Here is a 23,592-nt window from a genome sequence, read left to right as displayed (position 1 = left end):
AGATGCACGGCCGCGCCGGATTCCCCCTGCTCCGCCACCGCATCCTCCTCCGGTGATCGCCACGGAGCGCTACCACCGAATACGGGCCAGAGCCGTTCTTTTTACAGACCCGGAAAGCCTTCCGTTGGAGGCCGCGGACTCCCCAGTGGCCCCTCCCTGAGATCGCCTCGCTCAGATCGGCTATGGTGCCGTCGGCAGCGCCGGTCGCGAGATGGTGAAGTGGGACCTACCGACACCGGCGGGGTAGTCCAGGTGGCCGGTCATGGTGGTGACGCGGGTCCCCGTCGCACAGGTGAGGCTACTGCTCATGGAGCCACCGCCATCGGGGCCCTCGAACTTGAAGACACCGACTCCGGCCTGGTTGATCTCGAGGGCGAAGTTCCCCACGCGGCCGATGTACGTTCCGTCGAGCATCTGGAGATCCGCCCGGTAACCCGTGGTGTTCGCGCTCTTGAAGCTGATGGTGAACTTGCGGTCCACGCCGCCGGCATTGACCGTACCAACGAGCGGCGCATCGGTCTTCGTGGTGCCAGCGAAGTCCGAGAGGGCGCCTCCGCACCCGTGAGCCACTTCGACATCGGCATACGCGACGGGTACGCCGACGGACAGTGCGGTTGCGAGCAGGACGGTGCTCAGGGCACGGGTGGTTGTACGGGACATTGCAGATCCGTTCATCTTCTGGCCGCCCGATTGCGGCCTTGTCAGTACACCACTGAGCAATCGGCCCGGCTGTTCGATAAGGCCATCCGTGGCAGGGGCTGTCCCCGTCCTGGCGTGGGGTCTGTCCAGCGACTGGCTCTGTCCCGTAATCGGGATGCTGTTGGTGATCTTCACTGGTGAGAGTGAGGTTGTCCTCGATCGGCGGCCACTGGCCGGCCCTTCCTGTTTTCGTGGTCTGGGAGTTCGGGCTGGTCAAAGGGGTTGGTTGCGGTGGCGATGGGTTCCTGGTCCGGGCGGGAGATCCCGCCGTTGACCGCACGGATGGCGCGGGCGAGCAATCCGCGGGGCACGGCGGCGATGGGCGTGGGGGATCATCTGGCCGGGCTGTTCACGGACAGCGACTTCGAGGAGTGGTATTCCGCCGACGGGCGTCGGGGCCTGTCGCCGGCACGGCTGGCGTTGGTGTCGGTGCTGCAGTACGCGGAGAACCTCACCGACCGGCAGACGGCCGAGGCAGTCCGGTGCCGTCTGGACTGGAAATTACTGCCTGGGGCTGGAGTTGGACGATCCGGGTTTCGACTTCTCGGTGCTGAGCGAGTTCCGTGACCGGATGGCCGAGGGCGACCGCGCGGACCGACTGCTGGCGGTGATGGTCGAGCGTCTGGCGGAGGCAGGACTGATCAAGCGGCGCGGGCGCCAGCGCACCGACTCCACGCACGTCCTGGCGGCGGTGCGGTGCCTGGACCGGACCGAGCTGGTCGGTGAGACCCTGCGGGCGGCCCTGGAGGAATTGGCCGCCGCTGACGAGGAATGGGTGTTCGCCCTGGTCACCGACGAGTGGGCCAGGCGTTACGGCAGGCCGGTGCGCTACGACCGGTTGCCGAAGGAGGCGAAGGAACGCGAGCAGTATGCGCTCACGGTCGGCGAGGACGGCATGCGTCTGTTCCAGGCTCTTCTCGCCGCCGATGCCCCGGCCCGGCTGAGGTGGTTGCCGCAGGTGGAGGTGTTGTGGCAGGTCTGGCTCCAGCAGTACTGGTACGACGAGACCGGCACTTTGCGCTGGCGCGGGCCCAAGCAGACCCGCGACCGGCTCAGCCGGCGGACGACGGACCGGCGGGCTGCTTCCGGTAAGGCCGTCGGCCGTGGGAGCCCGGATCCCGCTTCGGCCACCACACCCTGGTCGTCGGTGGAGATCGTCACCCCGCACGACCCGCAGGCCCGCTTCAGCCACAAGCCCGGCAAGGCCGAGTGGGTCGGCTACAAGGACCACCAGACCGAGACCTGCGATGAGGGCCTGCCGAACGTGATCGTCCACGTCGCCACCACACCGGCGCCCGAGCAGGACATCGACGCCCTGGAGCGGATCCACGCCGACCTCGCAGCACGTTCCCTCGCTCCGGCCGAGCACCTGGTCGACGGCGGATACATCACCCCGGCCACCATCCACCGGGCCCGGACCGAGCACGGGATCGACCTGGTCGGCCCGGTCAGACTCGGCCCCAGGACACGGGCACTGCCGGGCTTCAACAAGGAGGACTTCCGGCCCAACTGGCATGACAAGAGGCTGACTTGCCCGAACGGGGCAACCATCCCGCCCTGGAAGCCGACACTCGCCGACGGGCACGAACGGCTGTCGGTGCTCTTTCCCCGCGCCGTCTGCAGACCCTGCGAAGACCGTCACAAATGCACCGGGAACACCGGTGGACGAGGCCGGCACATCCTCCTGCTGCCCCAGCCCCTGCAGGAGATCCAAAACCGTGTCCGGAAAGAGCAGAACACCCGGGCCTGGCAGGACCGGTATGCCATGAGAGCCGGCTGCGAGGCCACCGTCTCCGAAACCGTGCACGCCCACGGCCTGCGCAACTGCCGATACCGCAGCACAGCGAAGACCCACGTCCATCACGTCCTCACCGCAGCCGGAACCAACATCATCCGCCTCCACCAGCATCAGCCGGACGGCGACGGAACCAACCCAGCAACCCGCTTCACGCGCCTGTGCAGGCAACTGCGTGACGGGACTCGAACCCACGACACTTGAAGATCACCAACAGCATCCCGATTACGGGACAGAGCCGTTGGTTGGACAGGCCCAGTCCATCGAAGGGTGGGTTGCGGTGGCGATGGGTTCCTGGACGTGGCCCGCCGTTACGACCCGGATGGCATCTTCGCTTTCCCCCAGTCCGTCGCGGCCGCCCCGGGCTGAAGGGACGATCGAGCGAATGTCGGGGGCGAGGTGCGGCGCCGCCGAGAGCCGGTGCGATGACGGCCGCGGCCCCACCTCCTGCGGATGCCGGTCGGAGGTGGGGTGCGGGCCTGGCGCGGGGTGAACTCAGCTCCTGCCAGGGTCCCGGAGAGTCCGGCCGCCAAGGAGTGCGCTGCTTGACAGCCCACTGGCCTGGGGTTTCCGGCGCTCTCGCGAACGTCCTCAGCGGACGGCAGACCGAACGGGAGGCGCCGCAGAGGGCTCCTGGCGGCGACGGTCAAGTGGCCGACCGGGAAGGGAAAGCCGGCTCTGTGCGGGCCTGCAGGCCGTGATGCGGGCGGCAGCGAGCGTGATTGACTGACACGGTCCGTGCCAAGTGATGGCGAATGTCTGCCCCGTACTGAGCGAGAACGCCACGGCCCGATAGGCATCGGCGTCGGCAAGCCATGCCATCGGCCCGTGCTGCTCAGCGGGGCCGATCAGCTGCAGGGCGACCTGCAGATGGCGGCGGAGCCAGCGCACGGCCTGGCCGGCGCTGTCGTGCGAGGCGGTGACCAGGACGCGGCGTGCGCCCGGCCCGGTCGGCGTGATGGCAAAGACGGCCGTGTAACGGGCATTCGGCGGCGGCACGGTACGGCTCCTCTCCGTACCGTGATCCAGCGCCGGATCGCGAAGTGAATCACCAACCTTCATTCCCACCGTCCCCACCCTGGTCGTCGCCCTGGCCCTGGCCGTCGCCCCCGTCATCGCCCCAACCCTGACCATCACCCTCGTCCTGGCCGTCACCCCCGTCATCGCCCCAACCCTGACCATCACCCCGGCCCTGGACGTCATCCTGCAGTTCCAGGGACCGCTCCTGGAGACCGCTCCTCCCGGATACTGAACCGCCCGGCCAACCCAGCTCGGAAACAGCTTCCCTGAAGGAGACCCCGTGATTTACGGGACTCTGGGAATAATTGGATTTTCCGAGCAGCCGAAGTATCCCCCACTTGACGTCCGCATGCCCCCTCGAAATGGCCCCGTCGATCGGATCGAGAAAATTATCCAACCATTCGTATCCGGTCCTCAGGTTCCTGATCGTCGATACGTCTTGGTGGAATTGCGAATCAGCCGCCGCCCGATCCTGTTCCATGTCCGCCCCGGACATAACGTTCGGACCGATCGTATAGCGGAAGTCGTGCTGGGCGGCCGCGTTCCAGACCGCATCACTCTGGAGGCCATCCGGCACTCCGGTGACGCCGTTGCTGTAGAAGCTCGCCTTCAGGGCCCTCGTTCGGGCATCGCTTCCAGACATGCCCATGACGCTGTTTCGAAGATTGATGAAATCCTGGTTGGGCAATTCCGCGATCCACCGGTACGTGTCGGCGTCAAAGTTCGCCACGGGGTTGTTCTGGGACGGCGCTTCTCCGTTGATGCGAGGCATGACTCTCCCGTCGATGAGTTCGGCCGAATGGGCCACGAAAGGTTTCTGATTCCCCGGAATCCCCGCGAGCCCGGCAACAGCAAGCTACGCCCGGAGGCATGCACCCCCCAGCGGATCCTCCGTTTCCGCCAATAAATACAAAGGAGCCACCGGGCCGCCGCGAAAAATTGTCCGAACCTGCCAATGAGCTTCGCGGTGACGGCAACACGGCCGAGGATCAGGGAGGCGTCCAGGAGCCGGCGGCACGGAGGGCAGTACGAGCTCCAAGGACAAGCCGGATGATTCCCGACACCACAGCGGAGGTCTCATGTCGTTTGCCCAGGGCCGTTCTCAGGAGGCGAGTTCCGCCATCTCGCCCACGGCGCCGGAGGCCCAGCTGGGTGTCCTGCGCTCACACGGGGACTACTCACTCGTTGCCCTCGGCCACACTCCGGCCGGTTCTCGCATCTTCGGCATCGATGGCCGGCTGACGGACGTTCCGAGCCGCCATTCCGTGCAGGTGGGCCACCGGTTGCACGTGGACCTGCCCCACGGCATGGAGTACGAGGACGTCCTCGATGCGTATTTCTGGCGGTTCATGAACCACAGCTGCGAGCCGACCGCACGAATCGACGGTCGACAGGTCGTCGCGGTCACGGATCTGCTGCCAGGACAGGAGATCACCTTCCACTACAACACCACCGAAGCAGCCATGGCAGAACCGTTCGACTGCCGTTGCGGCAGCGAGAGCTGCGAGGGTCACATCGCCGGCTACTACGCCGCGACTCCGGCGGCACGGCTGAGGCTGGGTCCATGGCTCGGCCGGCACCTGTCCACCACCGAGGACGACCTGTTCGCGGACGACGGCTCCGCAGGGGCCGATGCGGTACGGCGATGACCTCCGCACCCGGGCAACTAACCTCCGGCCCCGCCACCGTCCTGCACGAGTTGTTCACCGCGGCGGCCGACCGGTGGCCGCAGGCCACCGCGCTGGTGCTCCCGTCCACGGCCCGCCGAGAGCGGCACCTCCTGACCTACGCCGAACTCGACGCCCTGGCAGGCCGGTTCACCGAGCATCTCCTCCCGACCAGCGAACGTGAGGAGATTGTCGCCATCCTCCTGCCGAGGACCACCTCACTCCTCTACGCCGCACAGATCGGTGTCCTTCGCGCCGGTTCGGCGTACGTCTGCCTCGACCCGGTGTTTCCCGACCAGCAGCTGTACACGATCCTCTCCGACTGCCGTGCTGTGACAGTGCTGACGGACGCCTCCGGCAGGTACCGGCTCCAACAGGCGGGTTACCAGGGCCGGCTGATCCTGGCCGGCGAGCCGGTCCCGCCTTTACCGGGGCCCGCGCCCCGTAGCGTAGGTCCCGCCGATGCGGCCTACGTCATCTACACCTCCGGAACCACCGGGCGGCCCAAGGGAGTGGTGATCTCCCACGGCAGCATTGTCAGTCTCATCAGCTCCGACATGGCCGAGTTCGCCCTCGGCCCCGGCGACCGGATCGCCCAAGGTTCCTCCTGCGCCTACGACTCGTCGGTGGAGGAGAGCTGGATGGCCCTGGCTTCCGGTGCCGCCCTGGTGATACTGGACGACGAGACGGCGCGTCTGGGACCGGATCTGGTGCCCTGGCTGCGGAACGAACGGATCACCGTCCTGTGCCCGGTACCGACCCTCCTGCGGTCGACGGGCTGCACCGACCCAGGCGAGGAACTCCCCGATCTGCGGCTGGTGTACACCGGTGGCGAGGCACTCTCCGAGGACATCGCCACCGTGTGGGCCAGAGGCCCCCGTCTGGTGAACGGTTACGGCCCCACCGAATGCACGGTCACCTGTGTGCGTCAGGACATCGCCCCCGGCGAGCGGATCGCCATCGGGCATCCGGTTCCCGGCACGCAGGCCTGGGTACTGGACGAAAACCTCCAGCCGGTGCCCGACGGCGTGGAGGGTGAGTTGTACGTGGGCGGCGAGGCGCCGGCGATCGGTTACCTGCACCAGCCGCGCCTGACGGCGGAGCGGTTCCCCGTCCACCGCTTACTGGGCCGATTGTACCGCACGGGCGATCTCGCCTACCAGGAGCCGGACGGCACTCTCGTCTACTGCGGCCGCGTCGACTCCCAGGTGAAACTGCGCGGTCACCGGATCGAGCTGGAAGCCGTGGAGGCATGCCTGGCCGGCGCTCCCGGGGTCCGCGAAGTCGCCTGCTGCGTGCAGGACGAAGGGGCCGGACAGATCCTCGTCGCCCACGTCGTGCCGTCCGACGATGCCGCTCCACCCGGTTTCGGCGAACTGTCCGACCACGTCCGGCGGGCACTGCCACCCCCGATGGTGCCCGCCAGGTTCGGGCTGGCATCGTCGTTGCCACGAGGTGTCAGCGGCAAGCTCCGCCGCGACCTGCTCCCGACCCTCGCTCCGTACCCTCCGCAGGACGAACTCCCCGGCCCGGGAGGGAAGGAGCCGGACGGCGTGCTCGCGGTCGTCGCGAGGGCTGCAGGCTGGGTCCTGGGCCTTCGCGAAGTCCCCCTCCACGCGGACTTCTTCACCGATCTCGGCGGCAGCTCGGTGCACGCCGCAGCGCTAGTCTCCGAGCTGCGCGCCGTTCCTGCCACCGCCTCGCTCACGGTACGGGACGTCTACGAGGCGCGCACCATCAGCGTGCTGGCGTCCAGGGCCGTGCGGCAAGGGCCACCGCAGAGCACGGGTGCCTCGCCACAGATCCCCGCGCCCGAGGCGGGGAGCCCGCTCACGGCAACCGCCGTCCAGGCGGCCTGGCTGCTCACTGCACTGGTCGCCGTGTCCGCCGTGGCCTACCAGATGGCGTACCGGCTGCTCCCGCCCGTGTACCACGCCGTCGGCGCGACGGCGTTCCTCTTCCTCACCTGGGCGGTACTCCCCCTGGCCCGCCTGGTCTGGGCACCGGTGGCGGTGCTCCTCGCCGCCCTCGCCAAAAGGACTCTGGTCGGCTCCTACGTTCCGGAGCGGGTGCCGGGCTGGAGCCGGCGGGCGGTACGGATGTGGCTGGTGCGCCAGGCGGTGCGGACGGTGCCCTGGCGCACGCTCGCGGGCACCGAGTACCAGTGTATGGCACTGCGTGTGCTCGGTGCCCGCATCGGCCGGCGGGTCCACATTCACCGGGGCGTCGACGTGCTCCAAGGAGGATGGGATCTCTTGGAGATCGGCGACGATGTGACGCTCGGCCAGGACGCAGGCGTGCAGCTGGTGACCCAGACCGAGGGGCACCTCGTCGTCGGACCCGTGAAACTGGAGGAGGGATCCACCCTGGACGTCCGCGCGAGCGTCGGTCCGGGGTGCCATGTCGGCAAGGGCGCGAGGCTGTCCGCCCTGTCCTCCCTGCCCAACGGCGCGCGGGTCCCGGACGGCATGCTGGCCGACGGTGTCCCGGCACGCTGGACCGGTCCCACCCCCGCGGTCCCGGTGCTCACCCGAACCGGCAGGGTCTACTCCCCCGTGACGCACGGCGCGGCCACCCTCGCCGCCCGCACGGTGCTCCAGCTGGTGGTGACCTTCCCCTACTTCGGGTCGTTCGCGCTGCTCCTCGCGCTCGGCCTCATCGATGACGACGGCTTCGCCACTGCGCTGAACCGCCCTCTGGACAACGCAGGGCCCCTGGCATCGGTCGCCGCGGCCCTGTGCTTCGGGCTCGTCCCGTCGTTGACCACCATGGGGTTGGCGGCCCGGGCACTCGGCAAGACCCCGGCCGGGGTGATCAGCCGGTGGGAACTCGGCTACGTCCGGGTGTGGCTGAAGGCCGACCTGGTGGACTCCGCCGGCACCTGGCTCAGCGGGACGTTGATGTGGCCCCGGTGGCTTCGCCTGGCGGGTATGGACATCGGCCGCGACTGCGAGATCAGCACAGTGATCGATGTCGTACCCGAGCTGGTGTCCATCGGCACGGGTACCTTCCTCGCCGACGGCATCTACCTGGGCGGCCCGCGGCTGGACCGGGGAACGGTGTCCCTGGAAGCGCTGCGGCTCGGGGACGGGGTGTTCGTCGGCAACCACGCGGTCCTTCCCGGTGGCTGCTCGCTCCCCGACGATCTGCTGATCGGCGTCGCGACCCCCTGCGCGGGCGTCCCCTTCCGGCCCGGCAGTTCCTGGTTCGGCCACCCTGCCTTCGAACTCCCGCACCGTGACGTCACACAGGCCGACCGAGGGCTGACCCACGAACCGTCGGCGCTGCGCCGGGTCAACCGCTGGGTGTGGGAGCTCGCCCGGTTCGCCATCCCCTTGATACCCATGGCCGGCGGGACATTATGGGTGAGCGCTGTCAACGCGATCGTCCCCGAAGTGCCGGCCGCGGCCGCGGCAGCGGCCTTCGCCTCGTCCGCGGCCTCCCTGCTGTCCGTCCTCACGCTCTGCGGGTCGGTCCTCGCTCTGAAGTGGGCCTTGCTGGGGCAGGTGCGTCCGGGTGTCCACGCGCTGTGGAGCTGCTGGTGCAGCCGGTGGGACTTCGTCTATGTCGTGTGGGCCGTGGTCGCCAAGCCCCTGCTCACCCCCCTCGAATCCACCCTTCTGCTCGCGATCTACCTGCGACGGATGGGCATGAGGATCGGTCGGCGCGTGCTGCTCGGAGAGGGTTTCGCGCACGTGGCGGATCCGGACATGCTGGTGATCGGGGACGGGGCGACGGTGTCCGCCATGTTCCAGGCGCACACCTTCGAGGACCGGGTCCTCAAGATCGACTACATCCGGGTGGGTGCACAGGCCACGCTCGCGGACAAGACCGTGCCGCTCTACGGTGCGCAGATCGGGCGGGACGCCGTCGTCGCCCCTCACAGCGTGGTGATGAAGCACGAGCGGCTGCAGCCGGGGCTCAGGTACGAAGGCGTGCCGACCCGGCACGGTTGACGGCAGTCGAGGGCCGGTGGTCGGACGGTTCCCGGGAGGGAACCGTCCGACCACCGGTTTCCGGTTTTACATCCGTTCCAGCGTCCTACAGGAGGTCGGTCATGTTCCCCTGTGCAAGGTCCCGCAGCACCGGGATGGCGGGACTGAAGGCGTAGAGCGCGCCCTCGGTGCGGACGAACGAGTCGGCGGACAGGAGGGTGCTCCGCCCTGCGCGGTCGGCCGGGTTCCCGAAGCGGGCCCTGCTGACGTTGCCGGCGACCCGGTCCCCACCGACCGTACGCATGGGGAACCGCGTGTTGTTGATCCGCAGGTGCTGGAGGAACTCGAACTGCTCGACCAGATCGGACTGGTAGCAGATGAAGAGCAAGCCGCGCGGAGTGTCGGGCCCGTGTGACGGATCTGCGGACCGCGGGTCGAAAACAGGGCCGAACGGTATGCCTCGCCGGATGATACGACGGGGATCGCTCCCCGCGAATGAGGCGGCCGGATCCTTCTGTGGGAGGAACGACTGGTCGTCGCGCGGGCTGGTCTTCCGCAGGTGTGAGAACCGCGGAGTGCGCACACCGTTCGGGCCGTCGGCGTGGCCGAGGTCGTTGCCGAGCAGCTCTCCGGAGGCCGGAGGCACGTCGGCCCCGGGGCAACGGGCAATCGGCGTACCCGAAGGCCACCGCCCCACGAGTCGGGCCGCGAGCCACCCGTCATCGGCGGAGTCCGGCGCTGCGCCGCTGTGCTTCAGGGCCGCCAGTTGGGGCCCGAATTGGGCGTGCCACCCGGCGACGTCCTGGGCCAGCCGACGGATGACCTGGAACGAACCACCGATGCTCCATCGTGGGAGGGCCTCTGCGGGCTCGTCGACGCCGATGACGAACCTGCTCGCCGGCAGGATCCCGGTGCCGGGTTTGCCGAGGACGGTCTCGGGGTCGGCCGGGTCGGGCTCGTCGAATCCGCGCACACCGGGCTGGCTCACGCCGTCGGCGAAGCCGAAGTGGTCGTGACCCCTCAGTCCACCAGGAAGCGTTGCGCCGTCCTGCCGGAAGACCACCGTGGCCTCATGAGCGGCGATCAGCGATCCGTGCCGTGCGACCGCGGCAGCCAGTCTCCGGGGATCGTCGGAGGCCAAGGTCAGCACGGCATGGACAACCGGATTGCGGGCCGCTCCGAACTGCCAGTGCGCAGGGCTGCCGGCTCCGATGTCCCCGACTTGCCAAGCTCGTACGGCGGGCCCTTCACGGAACGCCTGGAAGGACGGCGGGCGACTGACCGCAGTCGGGAAGGGAGTCGCACCCGCCAGCAGGACCAGTCCGGGATAGGTGACGCTCAGGCCTGTCCAGTGCGCGGACAGGCCCGCAGGATCAGCGCCCTTCAGCTTCCGCCGCATCGCGCTGAACGCGGAGTTGTACTCGGCGACGGCCCTCGTCGTGGCGATCTCGGGCAGGATCACTTCCAGCCACCGGCGGGCCATCCCCGTGTCCTCGAAACCGATCATCAGAAGGCACTGATGGTCCTTGCGGAAGCCGGCGAGGATGTCCCCTTGGATGTCGTCGCTGCGGCGCAGCGGTAGATGGGTGGGGCTGTCCGACCCCGTGGTGTGTCCGTTCGTTCCCGGCATACTGGGGCTCCCCTGGGAGGGTGTGCTGGAAGGAGGTCAACCTGCCCGCAGCGGCCGGAGGGCCGTGATCGCAGCGGGATTTCGTGCGGCCGTGGTACGTCGGCCGGGTGTGTCCTCATTCCTAGACCAGTTGCGGGCTTCCTGCGGGGAGTGCGTGCCACAAGGCACGGTGCAGGCACGTCCGGACACCTCTGGACTACGGTCAGGCCCCCAGGCGGCCGGCCGGAACAGGCGGGACCGCGGCTGCCAGGAATCCCGCGATGTCCTCCAGGGAGCGGCCGGAGGTGATGAGGGGCAGTACCTGATGTGGCGTCACCATGTCGGCCAGCAGGTAGCACCGTCCCGGCGAGGCGTCTCCGTGGGCGCTGCTGGCCAGCACCGCGGCTGAGGGATTCGGCCAGTTCCTCGGGTCCTCCGGGTTGCCCGGAACCGCGATGATGATCGCCCACCACGAGCCGGCCGCGTCGCTGACGTACCGCTCCAGGCTGCCGATGGGGAGGACGTCGACGTTGGACAAGGGCTCATCGTCCGCGCTGTCTGTCGCCAGGGCCGGATAGGCCGTGTAGAGGGCCGCTCGATGTGCGAAGAGTGGCGGGGGCGCGTTGAAGGAGCGAAGGTCGCCGTCCAGCCATGCCAGGTAGAGCGGGTCCATGGCGGCCCGCCATGCGCCGAACACGTCGGCACCAGCCATGGCCTGGAATACGTTCTGGGCCTGCGCACCCAGTTTCGCCGCCCGGTCGGCGATCAGGCCTGGGCCGCACATTTGGACGAGTTCGGCGCAGATCGCCGATTCGGCGCGCATGCTGCACGTGGCCCGGACCCAGGCTGCCCCGCTGACTGCGTCGTCCCACGGTGCCCGTCGGCCGTCCGTGCGCAGAAGGGAACTCGTCTTGTCCACGGCCTGTTGGAGCAGCCCGGCGGTGTACGCGGTACCCGCCCCGAGGGCCTCAAGGACTCCACGCCATGGCGGGAGGGCGGATGCGAGGGGGTGCGGGGGGAGGCCGTTCAGGGCTGTGTGGGTCTGTGCGACGGCCACGCCCAACCGCTGGACCTGGTGCAGCCAGTACAGGGCGTCGGAGAGCACCGGTCCGCTCTGGTCCGTTTCCGCGGTGTCCCCGGTCGGGGGGCCGGCCCGCAGCAGCAGTGGCATTCTCCGCAAGATCCGGTGGTCCGCCTCGGCCTCCCCGTAACGGCCTCCGTTGTCGTGGTACATCTCCCCTTCTCCTTGGGGCACTGCGCAGTCAGGTGATCCGGCGTCCGAGCGCAGACCGATACGGGCACCGTGCCACCTGGCTACGGACGAGCTAGCCGGGCGGAGCGTCCGCGGCGGCGACCGCCTGTCCGTCCGGTCCGCCCTCGCCGTGGTAGTTGTGCCTGCGGGAGACCCGTGCCAGCTGGCGGAGGCGCAGGGCCAGCTCCAGTTCGAACCGGCTTCTCGGGTCCTCCAGGGCGGGTCCGAACATGCGCTCCAGCTTGCGGACCCGGTACCTGATCGTCTGCGGGTGGACACCGAGGACCTTGGCGGCGATGGTCGCTCCCCCGCCGATCAGCCACACCATCAAGGTTTCGCTCAGCTGGTCCTTCTGCCGGTTCGTCAGTGTGTCCATGACGCCGAGCTTCTGCTCCACGAGGTGGTTCGCCAGTGCCTCGTCCTGGAGCAGCAGGATCGTCGACAGGTGTTCCTCGACGTAGGCCACACGCGGCCCGGGGCCGCGCTTCGTGTGCTGGAAGGCCAGGAGACGGCGGGCCCACCGGAGCGATTCACCCGCCTCTGCCAGCTTGACCGACGGTCCCACGGCCGCCGTACGGCCGTTCAGCCAGCGTTGGAGATCGGCGGAGATCCTCTGGCCCGGATCGGGTATGAGGACACACAGTTCCCCCGGTGCGAGGAGCGTCATGATGCTGTTGGGTGTCGGCGGGCCCGGCAGCGTGCCGTCGACGGCGACCACGATCAGTTGGACCCGGGTGGGAAGAGCGGCCCAGCCGACGCTTCCGGCCAGTTCGTTGAGCGTCCTGCTCGGGACGATGGCTCTGCCGGTGAGGCCGTCGGCCAGGTGCCGGCGTGCCTGGGCCATCTGGACGACCGTGGCTCCCTTGTTGCCGGCATCCGTCCCGGGCCGAGGTTGCGGCTTTCCGCTCGCGTCGGGGTGCGCCGGTCCAACGGATTCGGCCATCTCGCCGAGAAGGGCCTGGAGTGCCTGCTCGACGCCCGCCCAGCGCTCCCCGGAGCGGGTGGCGGTGCCGTAGGCGCCTCGTTCATACCGGTCGGCGATCTCCACGATGTCCCGGAGGAACGACGCGGTCGTACGAATGAGCGAGCGGGAGGCGGCCTGCGGCGGCCTGCGGCGCTGCGCATCGGTGTCTTCCATGAGCTGGATCTGCCCCTTTCCCAGCCCTGCGGTTCCGGATGGGTTCGCTGTGCCACCGTGTGGATCAGGCGACGATCCTCAGGGCGAGCGCCGGACAGCGTCGCACGGCCCGGATCGCATCCGCACGCTGGGAGTCCTTCAGGGGCATTGTGGCCGCCTTCGGATAACCGTCAGGGCCGAGTTGGATGAGGTCCGGGAGCACGTCTGCGCACAGGCCGTGGGCCCGGCACAGCGTCCAGTCGATCACGAGTCGCTGGTCCGTCTCCTTCTCGGCGTCCTTGGTGATGGGCAGGACACCCGCCACCGCCCGGCCGCAGCCTCCGGAGTACACGTGCAGACTGACGTCGTCCGGGAAGGCTTCCAGCGCCGAGGAAACGAAGCGCGAGGTCCCGTCGGGATGGGTGCACGCCCCCCGGCCGAGGACTCCTCGGACGTGCGTGAAAACGGTGTCGTACGCGCTTTGCCCCCCGGTGCCGGTGAGGGCCTCCAGCCCGTCGGCAAGGCGGTCCAGTCCCCAGGCGCAGGGCCCGCACTGCCGGGCCGACTCGTCGGCCATCCAGCGGGCGACCCGTGCGGTCTCCCCGATGGGGCAGGTGTCCTCGGGCAGCGGCAGGACGGCGCCGGCGCCGAGCGTGGCTCCCAGCGCCCTGAGCGAGGCCCGCGAGGCCAGGGCGTCCGCGCTCGCGCTCGCGCTGAGCCACATGCCGTGGTAGCCGCCCACGAGGAGCCCCTGACCGACGGACAGGCCGCACATCTGCAGGATGTACTTCAGGGGAGATCCTGCGGGGGCTTCCACGACGGCCTGGCCGGCGAGCGTGAGCAGCACCGTGCCCGGTTCGTCCGGCAGGCCGGTCTCGCAGTAGCGCTCCACGCCGAGCCTGGCGGCGACGCCGAGTTGGGCGAACGTCTCGGTGTTGGACAGCAGTGTCGGCAGTCCGTCCAGCCCACGCTCGCTGGTACGGACCTTACGCCCGGAAGGGAGGGCTGGTCCGCCGTTGAGGCCGTTCGTCAGCGCCGATCCCTCGCCCGTGACGAACCGCTCGGGCAGTCTGACCACTCGCATGGCCACACGCGAGAACGCCCGTTCCTGCAGGGCTTGTTGGACAGAGGCCTCGATGTCCTGGCGGGTCACGCCGACGACCACCCGGTCGGCGCCCACCGCGGTGGCGGCCACCTCGGCGCCGTCGAGAACCAGGTGCGGGCTGTTGAGGAGCAGCGCGGTGTCCTTGAGGCAGCTGGGTTCGCCCTCGGTCCCGTTGACGACGACTGCGGGGTTCCCGTCGGATCTGCGGGCCGAATCGAGCACGGCCTGGATCTTGCGGGCGAAGGGGAATCCTGCCCCGCCCCGCCCCCGAAGGTCGATCTGCCGGGTCAGCGAGACGACCTCGTCGGAGCGCAGCAGCGGCAGTGGGCCGTGTACGGCCAGGTGCCGTGCCTGGTTGAGGCGCCCGTTCTCGGTGCCGGCCAGGAGCATTGGCGGCCCGAATGAGGTCACGCTGGGCTGCACGTCGTTCACGGTATCCGCCGCTTGTAGACGAAGGTGGGTGCGATGGGCTGTTCCAGCGGTGACGGGGCTTCGCCCCTTTCAGGGGGCGCCGCCGAAGACCGGGGCGGGGCGGGGCGGGTGGGTGGCGGCACCGGCGCCGGGCCGTCGGCCGCCTGGCCCGGCAGCCGGCTGGACGAACGGAGTTTCAGGAGCAGGACGATGGCGACGGCCGCCAGGCAGACCACGTACGAGATCGTCACCCAGTCCTTGCCCGCCCTTCCGGATTTGAGGCCGTGGATCAGGGCCGCCCCCCAGGCCAGGTACGACGTCATGTGCAGTAGCCGCCACAGGCGGGCACCGCTTTGGGAGGCGAAGCGGCTGCGGATCGCGCCGGTGATCGCCACTCCGGCGAAGACGTATCCGGCGAGGGTGCCGAGGCCCACGAGTACCGGTTGGGCTCCGTCGGTGAAGGGCAGGACCGCTGCGAGCCCGGCCACGTGGTTTTCGGATACCTTGATCCATATGTGCAGTGCCAGGAAAGCCAGTCCTGCCACTGCCAGGACCCGGTGCACGCTCTGGGTGATCAGCCGGTGGTCCGAGTACAGGAAGAAGCGGTCGGTCGACGCCAGCCCCCACAGCACCGCCCCGCTCAGGCACACCAGGGCGAAAACTCCTGCGCCGAAGTCGAGGAACTGCTGTACTCCGGACGATAGTTGGATCGCCCCCAGGTAGAGCGCGGCGAATGCGGCGGCGGCCAGAGCGCCGAGCACGCCGCGTAACAACCTGCGGCGGAAGGGGGCTGGGGTCCCCGTGTCCGCGGGGTTGCTCGCTACGGCTGCGGGGGTGGCGGTACGGCCGCGCTGGGCCCTCGTTCCGTAGCGTCGTCGAGGAGGCATGCTCGTTGTTCCTTCCTTCCGTCGGGCCCTGCCGGAGGCGGGGCCGCGCCTGAGGGTCAATCAGTGTTCGGGGTGGCTCAGGTGGGAGTCGCCGGTCTCGACGCTCCCGCCGAGCATCCTGTGCACCTGTCCGGCCATGGCGTCCGGCCACGGAACCACCACCCACCGTTCCCCGGTGACGTATGTCCCGCCGTAGTCCTTGGCCAGGCCGAGCCACTGGCACTTGGCACTGTCGTCGGCGAACGTCAGCAGGCGGTAGTGGACATCAGCAGCGCTGCAGTCGGACTCGGCCATTTCGGGGGTGTCCACGGCCGTGTCGGGCGAACAGTTCAGCTGGGCGGATGTCCGCAGCACCAGGGCGGCCGGCGACGGTCGACCGCTGTCGAAGGGGGTGGGGGTCGGCCAGCAGAGTGCAGTCACGGATATGACCGACAGCCCGAGGCAGTAGAGGAGGAACCATCGGGCCTGGAACGCGTTGGCCATGGCGCCGGGTCAGTTTCCGCGGACCACGACACGGGTCGACAGCCCGGCCGAGGAGAACGGCCACCAGCAATCGTGGTCGCCCCTGCCCCGCACGTCGAGGATCTCCGTGTCCCCCCCGAACCAGAAGGCGCGCTCACCGTTGATGGTGAGCTGCACGAGACCCGTTTCGGTGACGACCTCGCCGATCTGAAGGCCGAGCGAGCGATCGAAGTCCCTCAGGTCCGCCCTCCTCACCGGTCGCCACTGGCTGAGGCACGCATCGCGGCACCTGCGGCGGTCGCCCAGGAGGATTCCGTCCCCGTTCAGGTAGATCACCCGCCTGTTCAGGGAGAGCACGTCGCCGATGGCCGGCACCACGACGACCGTCAGGTTGGTGTCGGCACCTCCCTGGGGGCCCGGTTCCTTGCCACCTTGGCCGTTGCCGGCTGTGCCCTGGCCGTTGCCACCCTGGCCCTTGCCGCCCTGACCGCCCTGCCCCTGGCCGTTGCCGGCTGTACCCTGGCCCTTGCCGCCCTGACCGCCCTGCCCCTGCCCCTGCCCCTGCCCCTGGCCGTTGCCGGCTGTGCCCTGGCCCTTGCCACCCTGACCGCCCTGCCCCTGGCCGTTGGCCCCGGCCTGGCGCTTGGCAGCCTTGGTCCCGTCGGGGGCGGCCAAGGCCCAGAGCCCGTTGCTCGCCCCGTTGCCCTTGGTGTCGCCGGGGGCGGTGTCCATGACGTACGTGTACAGGGGATGGCCGGCGATGGTCACTTGCTGGGTGTTGTCGTCGCGCGTTACGGACCCGACCGGTCCTGTCACCCCGGGCCACTGCTTGGTGGTGTCCACCTGCGGGACCGGACGCCAGGTCTGCGCGCAGTCGCCGTTGCAGTTCGACTTCGGCGGGTTGGCGGTGTCCTTGTCGAAGACGTAGACGGAGTTGCCCAGCGCGTCGGTCAGGAAGTTCCCCACCTCGTCGTTGGACTTCACCGCCAGTCCGTTGGGCCCGGCGCCCCCGGGGCTCGGCGTGGGGGAGTCGGGTGTCGGCCCGGTCGCGTTCTCGTCAGTGTGCGGGATCGCGCCCGTGTTGGCGGCCGCCTTCACGCTGGCGGTCGTGGCGGGTCCACACCCGGACGTCGCCAGGAGGGTGACGGCTACGGTTCCCGCGAGCACGTACTTGAGGAAGGGGATGGCGTCTGCCGTCCGCTTCTGTGCGATGTTCCTCATTTGGCTTCCTCGGCAGGCTTCCAGAGTTGGGTCTTCTCGAGCATGTCCATGTGATCGCGGACGGTCTTGTCCGCGACCTCGGCGAGCTGGCGCACCTGGCTGTTCTGCGTGTGGGCACGGGTGTAGGCCAGAACCTGGAACACCTTGCCGTGCGCTTCCCGGGTCAGGTTCACGAAGAGCGGGTCGAACCGGTCCGCCGGAGCAGACCGGATCTGCGCCAGCCAGTCCTTCTGTTCGCTGGTGGGTTCGGTGGGCATCCGGTCCACCTTCAGGAGTTGGGCCGCAAGTGCGTCCGCGACGTTCAGGCTGTTGTGGCCGTCGACCATGTGCTCGCCGGCCACCTTGACCTGGGCGGTCCTGCTGGTCTGCTGGGCCTGCTGCCCAGCGGGGCCTTCCCAGAGACCTGCGAGTTTCACCCGGCGGACGAAGTCGCGGTCGATCGCCGTGAGCGGCCCGTACGGTGTGCTCCGGACTCCTTCGCCGTCGTCGGTGAACCCTGCGGGGGTCGCGGCGGTGAGCGGGGTGCTCGCGCTGGTGAGAGCGGACGCGCGCCTGGCTTCCCCGAACAGTTTGACGGGTATCGCCAGGGACGCGATCGTCGCGGCCAGGCCCATGACGATGCCGGCGGTTACCACTCCCTTCGATACCTGGATGGTGCTGATCAGCCCCATTCCCATGAATCGCGCTCCGGATGGGGTCCGCCCCTTCCGCCCGCTGATGGCCATTCGTGATCATCCCTTCCAGTCCACACGGAGCCGGCCGGCGGCGATGCCGGGCCGGTGTCGGCGGGCCTGCCGTTAGCTCGGCTGCACCTGCCGGTCGAAGAAGTCGAAGACCTGCTTGGCCTCGTCCCCCAGTGCGGGTCCGGCGAGCCACTGTGCGGGGCTGGGGCCGATGGACGTGTTACTGACCAGGAACCTGCTCCCACTCGGCGTCCTGACGATCCATCCGCCACCACTTGATCCCCCGGTCATGGTGCAGCCGATAGTGAGCATCGTGGGGCGGGCGGGATCGAAGGACAGCCGGGCCGGCCCGACGGGCGAATTGCAGAGGTCGAGTCTGCGCCCGTCGAACGGCGGAGCGGCCGGGTAGCCGAAGACCGCCATCGAGGCCAATCGTTCCCGTGCGACATCGAAGCGCACGGGGATCGACCCCCCGACGGTCTCCTCCAGTGATCGCGCTCCGGAGGGAGGCGTGACACGCAGCACGCCGAAGTCGAACTGGCTTACCGGCCCGCCCTGTTCACCGCCCTCGGCGGTCCACTGGGGTGAGACGATGTAGCTGATGCCGTTCCAGGCGCCGAACGGACGGCCCTGCTGTTCCGACGGGGCCGCGCCGTCGAAGGCCGGGACGAAGGCGACGTCGGTCATCGGCTTGCCGCCCTTGCCTTCATGGAGGCAGTGCGACGCGGTCCACACGAGGTTGCTCTTGCCTGGATGCACCGGGTCGGTGATGACCGTGCCCGAGCAAACCAGTGCTGCTGCCGAGCTCCGCATGAAGATCTTCCCGAAGACCGCGAGCGAACGGTCGCCTGGCTGGGCCGATTTGGGCTCTATCGGGTCCGGGAAGGGGTCGGTGGCTGCAGCGGCGGTGCCAGCCGTCATGGACGGGGCCGCCGCTCGGGCCGAGCGCATGTCGTCCATGCTCCACGATCCCGTCTGCATGGGCTGTCCCAGGTTCTGCTGCCGGGCCCATCGCTGCCAGTCGGCCATCGTCCAGCTCTCGGCCTTCCGCGGATCCGACTGGCCGGCCGTGGTCAGGGCAGTGTCGGGCTCGCATGCCGTGGCGGCGATCATGACCATCGCCGTCAGCCCGAGAAGTGCCGCCCGGCCCCGTGCAGGCCCTTCCGTGCGGCCTTGCCGTCCCGGGGTCCTGACCGTCCTTGCGTATCGCTTCATCGTTGTGTGTCCTCGTTCCCGGACACGAACTTGAGCTGTTCGTCGATCACCCGGACCAGCAGGTCGGCCCGGCCCTCTGCCCTCAGGCGGATGAGCGCCTGGCGCTGCACCGCTGTCGTGCCCCCGGAGATCCCGCTCTGTCCGGTGATCCCAAACGCGATCTGCCGTTCCAGGCACGCCTCCCGCACTCCGGGATGGCATTGGGCGCACAAGGCGAGTGCTCGGCGTTCCTGGCGTGTGGGCTGCAGGGCGTTGTTGCTCTCCTGGCGGGGGAAGAAGAGCCGGAGGGAGGCCGTCGTGCACGGCTTCACCTTGGAGTCATGCGGTGAGCGGTACGCCGCCGGTAAGGACTTCATTGCGGTCACGCTCCTCTTCACCTGTGCCAAGGTCTCCCGGCTCAGCATTTCATTCCCGAATTTATGCAGGCGACAGCCTTGTCCATCAGGGGACGGTTCATGACGTTGATGAAGTCCGCGTGGTCGGTGACCGGCTTGTGGACCTGTTCCGGGAAACTGTCGACGGCGTAGAACTGTCCAGGCGGAATGACATAGGACACCGTCATCACCAGCTGCGGTACCGGGTGAAACCCTTTTGGACACTGCCCGCGGTCGTTCGCGAAGGCCGTGTGTGAGCGGTGGTTCGCGCTGTCCTGCTGCCCGTTCGAGCAGTCCGGGAAGGCGAAGGTGCGCACCATCTTGGAATTTGCGGGGCAGAGCGGGTACTTGTCCTTGAACTGGATGTTCTCGAAACCCGAGCAGCTCCACGAGGCGTGGGCGTTCCCGGGGCCGTTGGTGAAGGCCTTCGCGTCACCGGTGATGATCCGTGTACCGAAGTCCATTGCCTGGACCGGACCTGCGGGATTTCCCCGGAACGTGATGTCGAAGCCGGCCGGGGTGAGGATGCTGCCTTGATTCTGGTCCGGACCGCCTCCAGGCCGATTGGCGTCCTGGCCGGGCGGGCTGCCGAGGAGCCGCACCACGGGTGCGTAGTAGGTGGACAGGTCCCCGTTCGTGCAGGTGGTGCGGGCTGCTTGCAGGGTGGTGAGGCTGGAGCGGAAGTCGGTGCTGGTGTTGCCCACGTAGTCGTGTTCGTGGTGGGCGGCGGCCTGGACGCCGGGCGTCACGATGACATTGTCGGCATTGAGGTGCTGCTGGTTCTCATTGGTGCCGCACCTGGAACTGAACGTCCCGGTAGACGCGCCCTTTCCGCCTGTGGGCGGCGCGGCGTTGGGCTGGGCCTTGGTGATGTCAACGAAGTCCCTGCTGCTCAGCCCGTTCGCCCGGGCCTTGGCACCTTTGCCGTTCTGGCCGCTGAGGGCGGTGACTGCCCCGTCGGCGGCGGGTCCGGCGGCTTCGCTCTTGACCGAGCACGTGGCCATCGTGAGAAGGGCGGAACGCTGGTCAGCCGCCGTGTGCCGACTGTCAGCGATTTCGGCAATGGTCTGCCGCCGCCTCGTGGCCAGGTCTGCGAGTACGTCCTCGGTGTGCTTCGGGCTGCCGTCCGTACCGACCAGGGTCTGGTAGGCATCGGCCACCTGTTGGTCGAGCAGCCCGAGGCTTTCCTGCGTGGCAGGGTCGGTGCTGGTGCTTCCTTGAAAGCTGTCCCCGACATCGGGGCAGCTAATCGTGCTGAGATTCCGAATTTCTGCGGCGGACTCCGTACGGCTCTCCGGTTCACCGGCGGTCGAGCACGAGACGACGGACAGTCCGCCGCCGGCCAGCATCACCGTCACAGCGGCGAGCCTCGCAACATTTCCGAATCGAACCCGATTTCCCATATCCACTGCGGCAACCCCCTATCCTTTACCCGGAACCTGGAAACTGATTGCCGGACCCGATGGATCGAGCCTATGACGCCACCGAATTCCTCCTAGCAGTCGTGAGAACTGAACAAAAAAGTCGTGCCGGGCTGTGCGGAAACTGCTAGTCCTGAACTCGCCCGGCCGCCCGATGAGAGGGGTGCTCTCCCGGCCACCCCTCCAATGCCAGGACGGCGTCCGCCAGCATCGACGCGTCCGCCGCGTCTCCCAGACGCTCGTGCACTAGGGCGAGCCGTCCGAAGCATCCGGCGGCACGCGAGACGGCTCCTGCGGCGACGGCGAGACGCACCCCCACATGGCAGTACTCCTCGACCTTGGCGAAGTCGGCGAGGTCCTGGTGGAGAGCCGCGGCAAGGTCGCAGATCCGCGAGATCAGCGCCAGGAACCGGGCGCCGGTCGCCGGACCGTAGCCCGCACCGGCCAGGAGGGAAGCGAGGAACCCGAACTCGCCGTCCACCGAGCGGCTCAGGGCCTCCGGCTGCACCTGGCTTCGCATCGACTCCAGCACGGCCACTCTCGATTCCACCCGTGCGACCACCCCGGGACCGAGATAGCCGCCCGCATGGGACGGCTCCGTCGGATCGGACACGGCAGCGAGGGCGCGGTTCACCAGTCCCGCCAGGGTCCGCCCGACAAGCACCGGCGCCTCGCTGTCCACGTGGGCGCCTGGGCAGCCGAGGCTCGCCAGCACCGCGATCGTTCCGTCGAAGGTCCAGGGCTGTACGGCCAGCACGACTTCCCGAGCCGCCACGTGCAGCCAGGCCGGCCACCCGAGGCGCAGCACGTCGTTGCCGGACACGCCATGGATCTTCGCGATCGCGAGCTGAGTGGTACGGTGCGGCACAATCCGCCCCGATTCCCAGCGCGAGACCTTCTCCCGTCTGGCCGCCATGTTCCCGTACCCCAGCTCCGCGTGGGTCCTGGCCACGAGTTGGGCATAGGCCGGGTGGCTCAGCCCCCGTGCCTCCCGCAGAAGGGCCAGCGGATGCTCGGTCATCGTGCACTCACATCTCTCATGTCCGACGCACGCGCCATCGCCCGCGGGCGATGGCGCGCACCCGGGGCCGGTCCGGCGCGGAAGAGGGTCAGGAACCGGCAGCCGACCGGAGCTCGGCCAGAAGAGCCGAAACCGACGGCACCGTGCGGTATGCCGAGAAGACGCCCCGGATGTGTGTGCCCAGGGAGGTCGGCATGCCGCCGAGGAGCAACACGGCGCGCCTGGCGTGATGAACGGCCTCGTCAACGTTCCCCAGGTCGAGGTGTACGCGGAGGGCGAGGGGGATGATCCAGGTGGGCATCCTGAAGGGTCTTTCCGGAATGTCCGCTCCAAGGGCGGGCGAAAAGCCATCCAGGGCCCGACGCGGACGCCTCAGATCAGCCCAGATAATCCCACTGCTGACAGCCAGCCATTCCTCGGTCACCGACTGGCCGGACGACAGTATTCCGCCCGGAACAACACCGCACCGGCCGGACACTTCCTCATATGCTCTTTCCAGGAGTCGGAATGATCCGATCTCATCTCCGGCTCGTCCACGGCCGACCGCTTCCCGGCACCGGTTCAGTGCCGTGAGGCCCGGATCACCATGACCGGCCATCGAGCGTGAGACGTCGAGAAGCAACAGGCCGTCGTCCGGGTCACCTGCTCGCATGTGGCACATGGAGAGGTTCGAGAGACAGACGGCCGCCAGGACCGGTTGACCGATCATCGCTGCGGTGCGGGCGGCGTCGAGGAAGAACCTCTCGGCATCAGCCCACTTCCCTCCGGCGGCCGCCAGCCGACCGCACAGGTCGCCGGCCCGTGCGGCCAGCAGGAGCACTTCCCCCCGGACCTCCGGGCTGAAAGAGGTGCTGGAGAGTGCCACTGTGAGGTGCCCGAGGCAGCCCGTTGCCGCCGGCAACAGGACCCATGGGCTGACCTCAGGGATGAGCTCTCCCAGTGAGTCGACCAACTCCCGGAAGCCGGCCGTGCATTCCGCACCCGACGCACCCGCACGTGCCTGCGGGACCGTGGAGCTCAAGGAGGACAGGGAACGGGCGAAACGGGCGAGTGGCTGCCCGGTCAGGGAGACGTACGACCTGGACGGGAGGTGCGCCCTGAAGACCCGGCCCGGAGCCATCGCACCGGTCTCAGGGGCTGTCGCGACTACGCCCGGGCCGAAATCTCCGGAGGCCAGATGAAGCCAGTGCGGCCATCCCGACCTGTACACGTCCTCACGCCTCACGTGGTGAATGTGGGCGATCGCAAGCTGGGTCTGGATATCCGGCGCAACCGCACCCGACTCCCAGCGCGAGACCTTTTCCCTGCGTGCAGCGATGCCCCCGAATCCCAGGTGTGCGTGGACCTCGCTTATCAGCCGCGCATAGGAAGTCTGGGTATATCCGAGAGAAGTGCGCAGGAACGCCAATGGGTGCCGCGCCATGGTGCAGACCTCACCGCCTTCTGTTGCTGGAGATGCGACAGCGCGCTCCTGGCACGCGCATCGACCGCCGATGCTAGAGGGATTTTTGGCGACGCCATGACAGCGGCTTCGCGCAGGCACCAACGAGGCACCCCCTCGCGGGAGGGAGATTAGCTCGGCCCGCCCGAGGCCCGACAGGTCACGATTCCCACCCTTTAAGTCATCGCTGCGCCCCTTTGGGGCCCCCTCACCGCACCCGCGTCTCGTCGGGCCGCCTTGGCACAACCTGTCCTGAT

At 68.7% G+C, this 23,592-nt stretch carries 19 protein-coding genes; 4 read left to right on the top strand and 15 right to left on the bottom strand.

Going from position 1 to position 23,592, the window contains the following annotated elements:
• Positions 1-180: 180 nt before the first annotated feature.
• Entirely contained in the window at positions 181-834 is a 654-nt protein-coding gene (locus ACFVSN_RS43355; protein ID WP_387597033.1) for a hypothetical protein, read from the bottom strand.
• A 102-nt stretch (positions 835-936) separates the two neighbouring features.
• On the opposite strand from ACFVSN_RS43355, the gene ACFVSN_RS43350 reads away from it, so the two are divergent.
• On the top strand, positions 937-1,266 hold the full coding sequence (locus ACFVSN_RS43350; protein WP_387597045.1) for a transposase: 330 nt from the start codon (positions 937-939) through the stop codon (positions 1,264-1,266).
• On the top strand, positions 1,220-2,698 hold the full coding sequence (locus ACFVSN_RS43345; protein ID WP_387597030.1) for a transposase: 1,479 nt from the start codon (positions 1,220-1,222) through the stop codon (positions 2,696-2,698). Before ACFVSN_RS43350 ends, ACFVSN_RS43345 begins: the two co-directional genes overlap by 47 nt.
• Before the next feature lie 844 nt (positions 2,699-3,542).
• Here the strand turns inward: ACFVSN_RS43345 and ACFVSN_RS43340 are convergent.
• Positions 3,543-4,286 (bottom strand): hypothetical protein, encoded by a 744-nt coding sequence (locus ACFVSN_RS43340; protein ID WP_387597027.1) that lies wholly within the window; start codon positions 4,284-4,286, stop codon positions 3,543-3,545.
• Between the two features lie 307 nt (positions 4,287-4,593).
• On the opposite strand from ACFVSN_RS43340, the gene ACFVSN_RS43335 reads away from it, so the two are divergent.
• Together ACFVSN_RS43335 and ACFVSN_RS43330 are read left to right on the top strand one after the other, a co-directional pair.
• Complete coding sequence (locus ACFVSN_RS43335; RefSeq protein ID WP_387597024.1) at positions 4,594-5,163, top strand: SET domain-containing protein-lysine N-methyltransferase; 570 nt, start codon at positions 4,594-4,596, stop codon at positions 5,161-5,163.
• Entirely contained in the window at positions 5,160-9,137 is a 3,978-nt protein-coding gene (locus tag ACFVSN_RS43330) for an amino acid adenylation domain-containing protein (RefSeq protein ID WP_387597021.1), read from the top strand. The genes ACFVSN_RS43335 and ACFVSN_RS43330 overlap by 4 nt, the downstream gene beginning before the upstream one ends.
• Positions 9,138-9,222: 85 nt before the next feature.
• Here the strand turns inward: ACFVSN_RS43330 and ACFVSN_RS43325 are convergent, their stop codons facing one another.
• The 13 genes from ACFVSN_RS43325 to ACFVSN_RS43265 form a co-directional block, all read right to left on the bottom strand.
• Positions 9,223-10,746 (bottom strand): Dyp-type peroxidase, encoded by a 1,524-nt coding sequence (locus ACFVSN_RS43325; RefSeq protein WP_387597019.1) that lies wholly within the window; start codon positions 10,744-10,746, stop codon positions 9,223-9,225.
• 202 nt (positions 10,747-10,948) lie between these two features.
• On the bottom strand, positions 10,949-11,959 hold the full coding sequence (locus ACFVSN_RS43320; RefSeq protein ID WP_387597016.1) for a hypothetical protein: 1,011 nt from the start codon (positions 11,957-11,959) through the stop codon (positions 10,949-10,951).
• A gap of 91 nt (positions 11,960-12,050) precedes the next feature.
• Positions 12,051-13,115, bottom strand: a complete 1,065-nt coding sequence (locus tag ACFVSN_RS43315) for a PucR family transcriptional regulator (protein ID WP_387597013.1) — start codon at positions 13,113-13,115, stop codon at positions 12,051-12,053.
• A gap of 64 nt (positions 13,116-13,179) precedes the next feature.
• Positions 13,180-14,622, bottom strand: a complete 1,443-nt coding sequence (locus ACFVSN_RS43310; protein WP_387597010.1) for an NADH-ubiquinone oxidoreductase-F iron-sulfur binding region domain-containing protein — start codon at positions 14,620-14,622, stop codon at positions 13,180-13,182.
• Between the two features lie 5 nt (positions 14,623-14,627).
• The gene (locus tag ACFVSN_RS43305) at positions 14,628-15,371 is read right to left on the bottom strand and encodes a hypothetical protein (protein ID WP_387597008.1); all 744 of its coding nucleotides are present in this window, start codon (positions 15,369-15,371) and stop codon (positions 14,628-14,630) included.
• Positions 15,372-15,557: 186 nt separating this feature from the next.
• Positions 15,558-15,980: a hypothetical protein gene (locus tag ACFVSN_RS43300; RefSeq protein WP_387597005.1), complete on the bottom strand. Its 423-nt coding sequence runs from the start codon at positions 15,978-15,980 to the stop codon at positions 15,558-15,560.
• A gap of 9 nt (positions 15,981-15,989) precedes the next feature.
• Positions 15,990-17,180 (bottom strand): hypothetical protein, encoded by a 1,191-nt coding sequence (locus ACFVSN_RS43295; protein WP_387597002.1) that lies wholly within the window; start codon positions 17,178-17,180, stop codon positions 15,990-15,992.
• Positions 17,177-17,857 (bottom strand): DUF4142 domain-containing protein, encoded by a 681-nt coding sequence (locus ACFVSN_RS43290; RefSeq protein ID WP_387596999.1) that lies wholly within the window; start codon positions 17,855-17,857, stop codon positions 17,177-17,179. Before ACFVSN_RS43290 ends, ACFVSN_RS43295 begins: the two co-directional genes overlap by 4 nt.
• A 120-nt stretch (positions 17,858-17,977) precedes the next feature.
• The gene (locus tag ACFVSN_RS43285) at positions 17,978-18,976 is read right to left on the bottom strand and encodes a trypsin-like serine peptidase (protein WP_387596996.1); all 999 of its coding nucleotides are present in this window, start codon (positions 18,974-18,976) and stop codon (positions 17,978-17,980) included.
• Between the two features lie 98 nt (positions 18,977-19,074).
• Complete coding sequence (locus ACFVSN_RS43280) at positions 19,075-19,434, bottom strand: WhiB family transcriptional regulator (protein WP_387597042.1); 360 nt, start codon at positions 19,432-19,434, stop codon at positions 19,075-19,077.
• 41 nt (positions 19,435-19,475) lie between these two features.
• Positions 19,476-20,801: a DUF1996 domain-containing protein gene (locus ACFVSN_RS43275; protein WP_387597039.1), complete on the bottom strand. Its 1,326-nt coding sequence runs from the start codon at positions 20,799-20,801 to the stop codon at positions 19,476-19,478.
• A gap of 199 nt (positions 20,802-21,000) precedes the next feature.
• Positions 21,001-21,894 (bottom strand): helix-turn-helix domain-containing protein, encoded by an 894-nt coding sequence (locus tag ACFVSN_RS43270; protein ID WP_387596993.1) that lies wholly within the window; start codon positions 21,892-21,894, stop codon positions 21,001-21,003.
• An 88-nt stretch (positions 21,895-21,982) separates the two neighbouring features.
• Positions 21,983-22,846: a hypothetical protein gene (locus tag ACFVSN_RS43265; RefSeq protein ID WP_387958996.1), complete on the bottom strand. Its 864-nt coding sequence runs from the start codon at positions 22,844-22,846 to the stop codon at positions 21,983-21,985.
• Positions 22,847-23,592: the final 746 nt, after the last annotated feature.

It is taken from the genome of Kitasatospora sp. NPDC057904 (genome assembly GCF_042887925.1).
Classification (GTDB): domain Bacteria; phylum Actinomycetota; class Actinomycetes; order Streptomycetales; family Streptomycetaceae; genus Kitasatospora.
The sequence above is the reverse complement of the archived record's forward strand: the minus strand, read 5'-3'. Positions and strand labels throughout refer to the sequence as shown.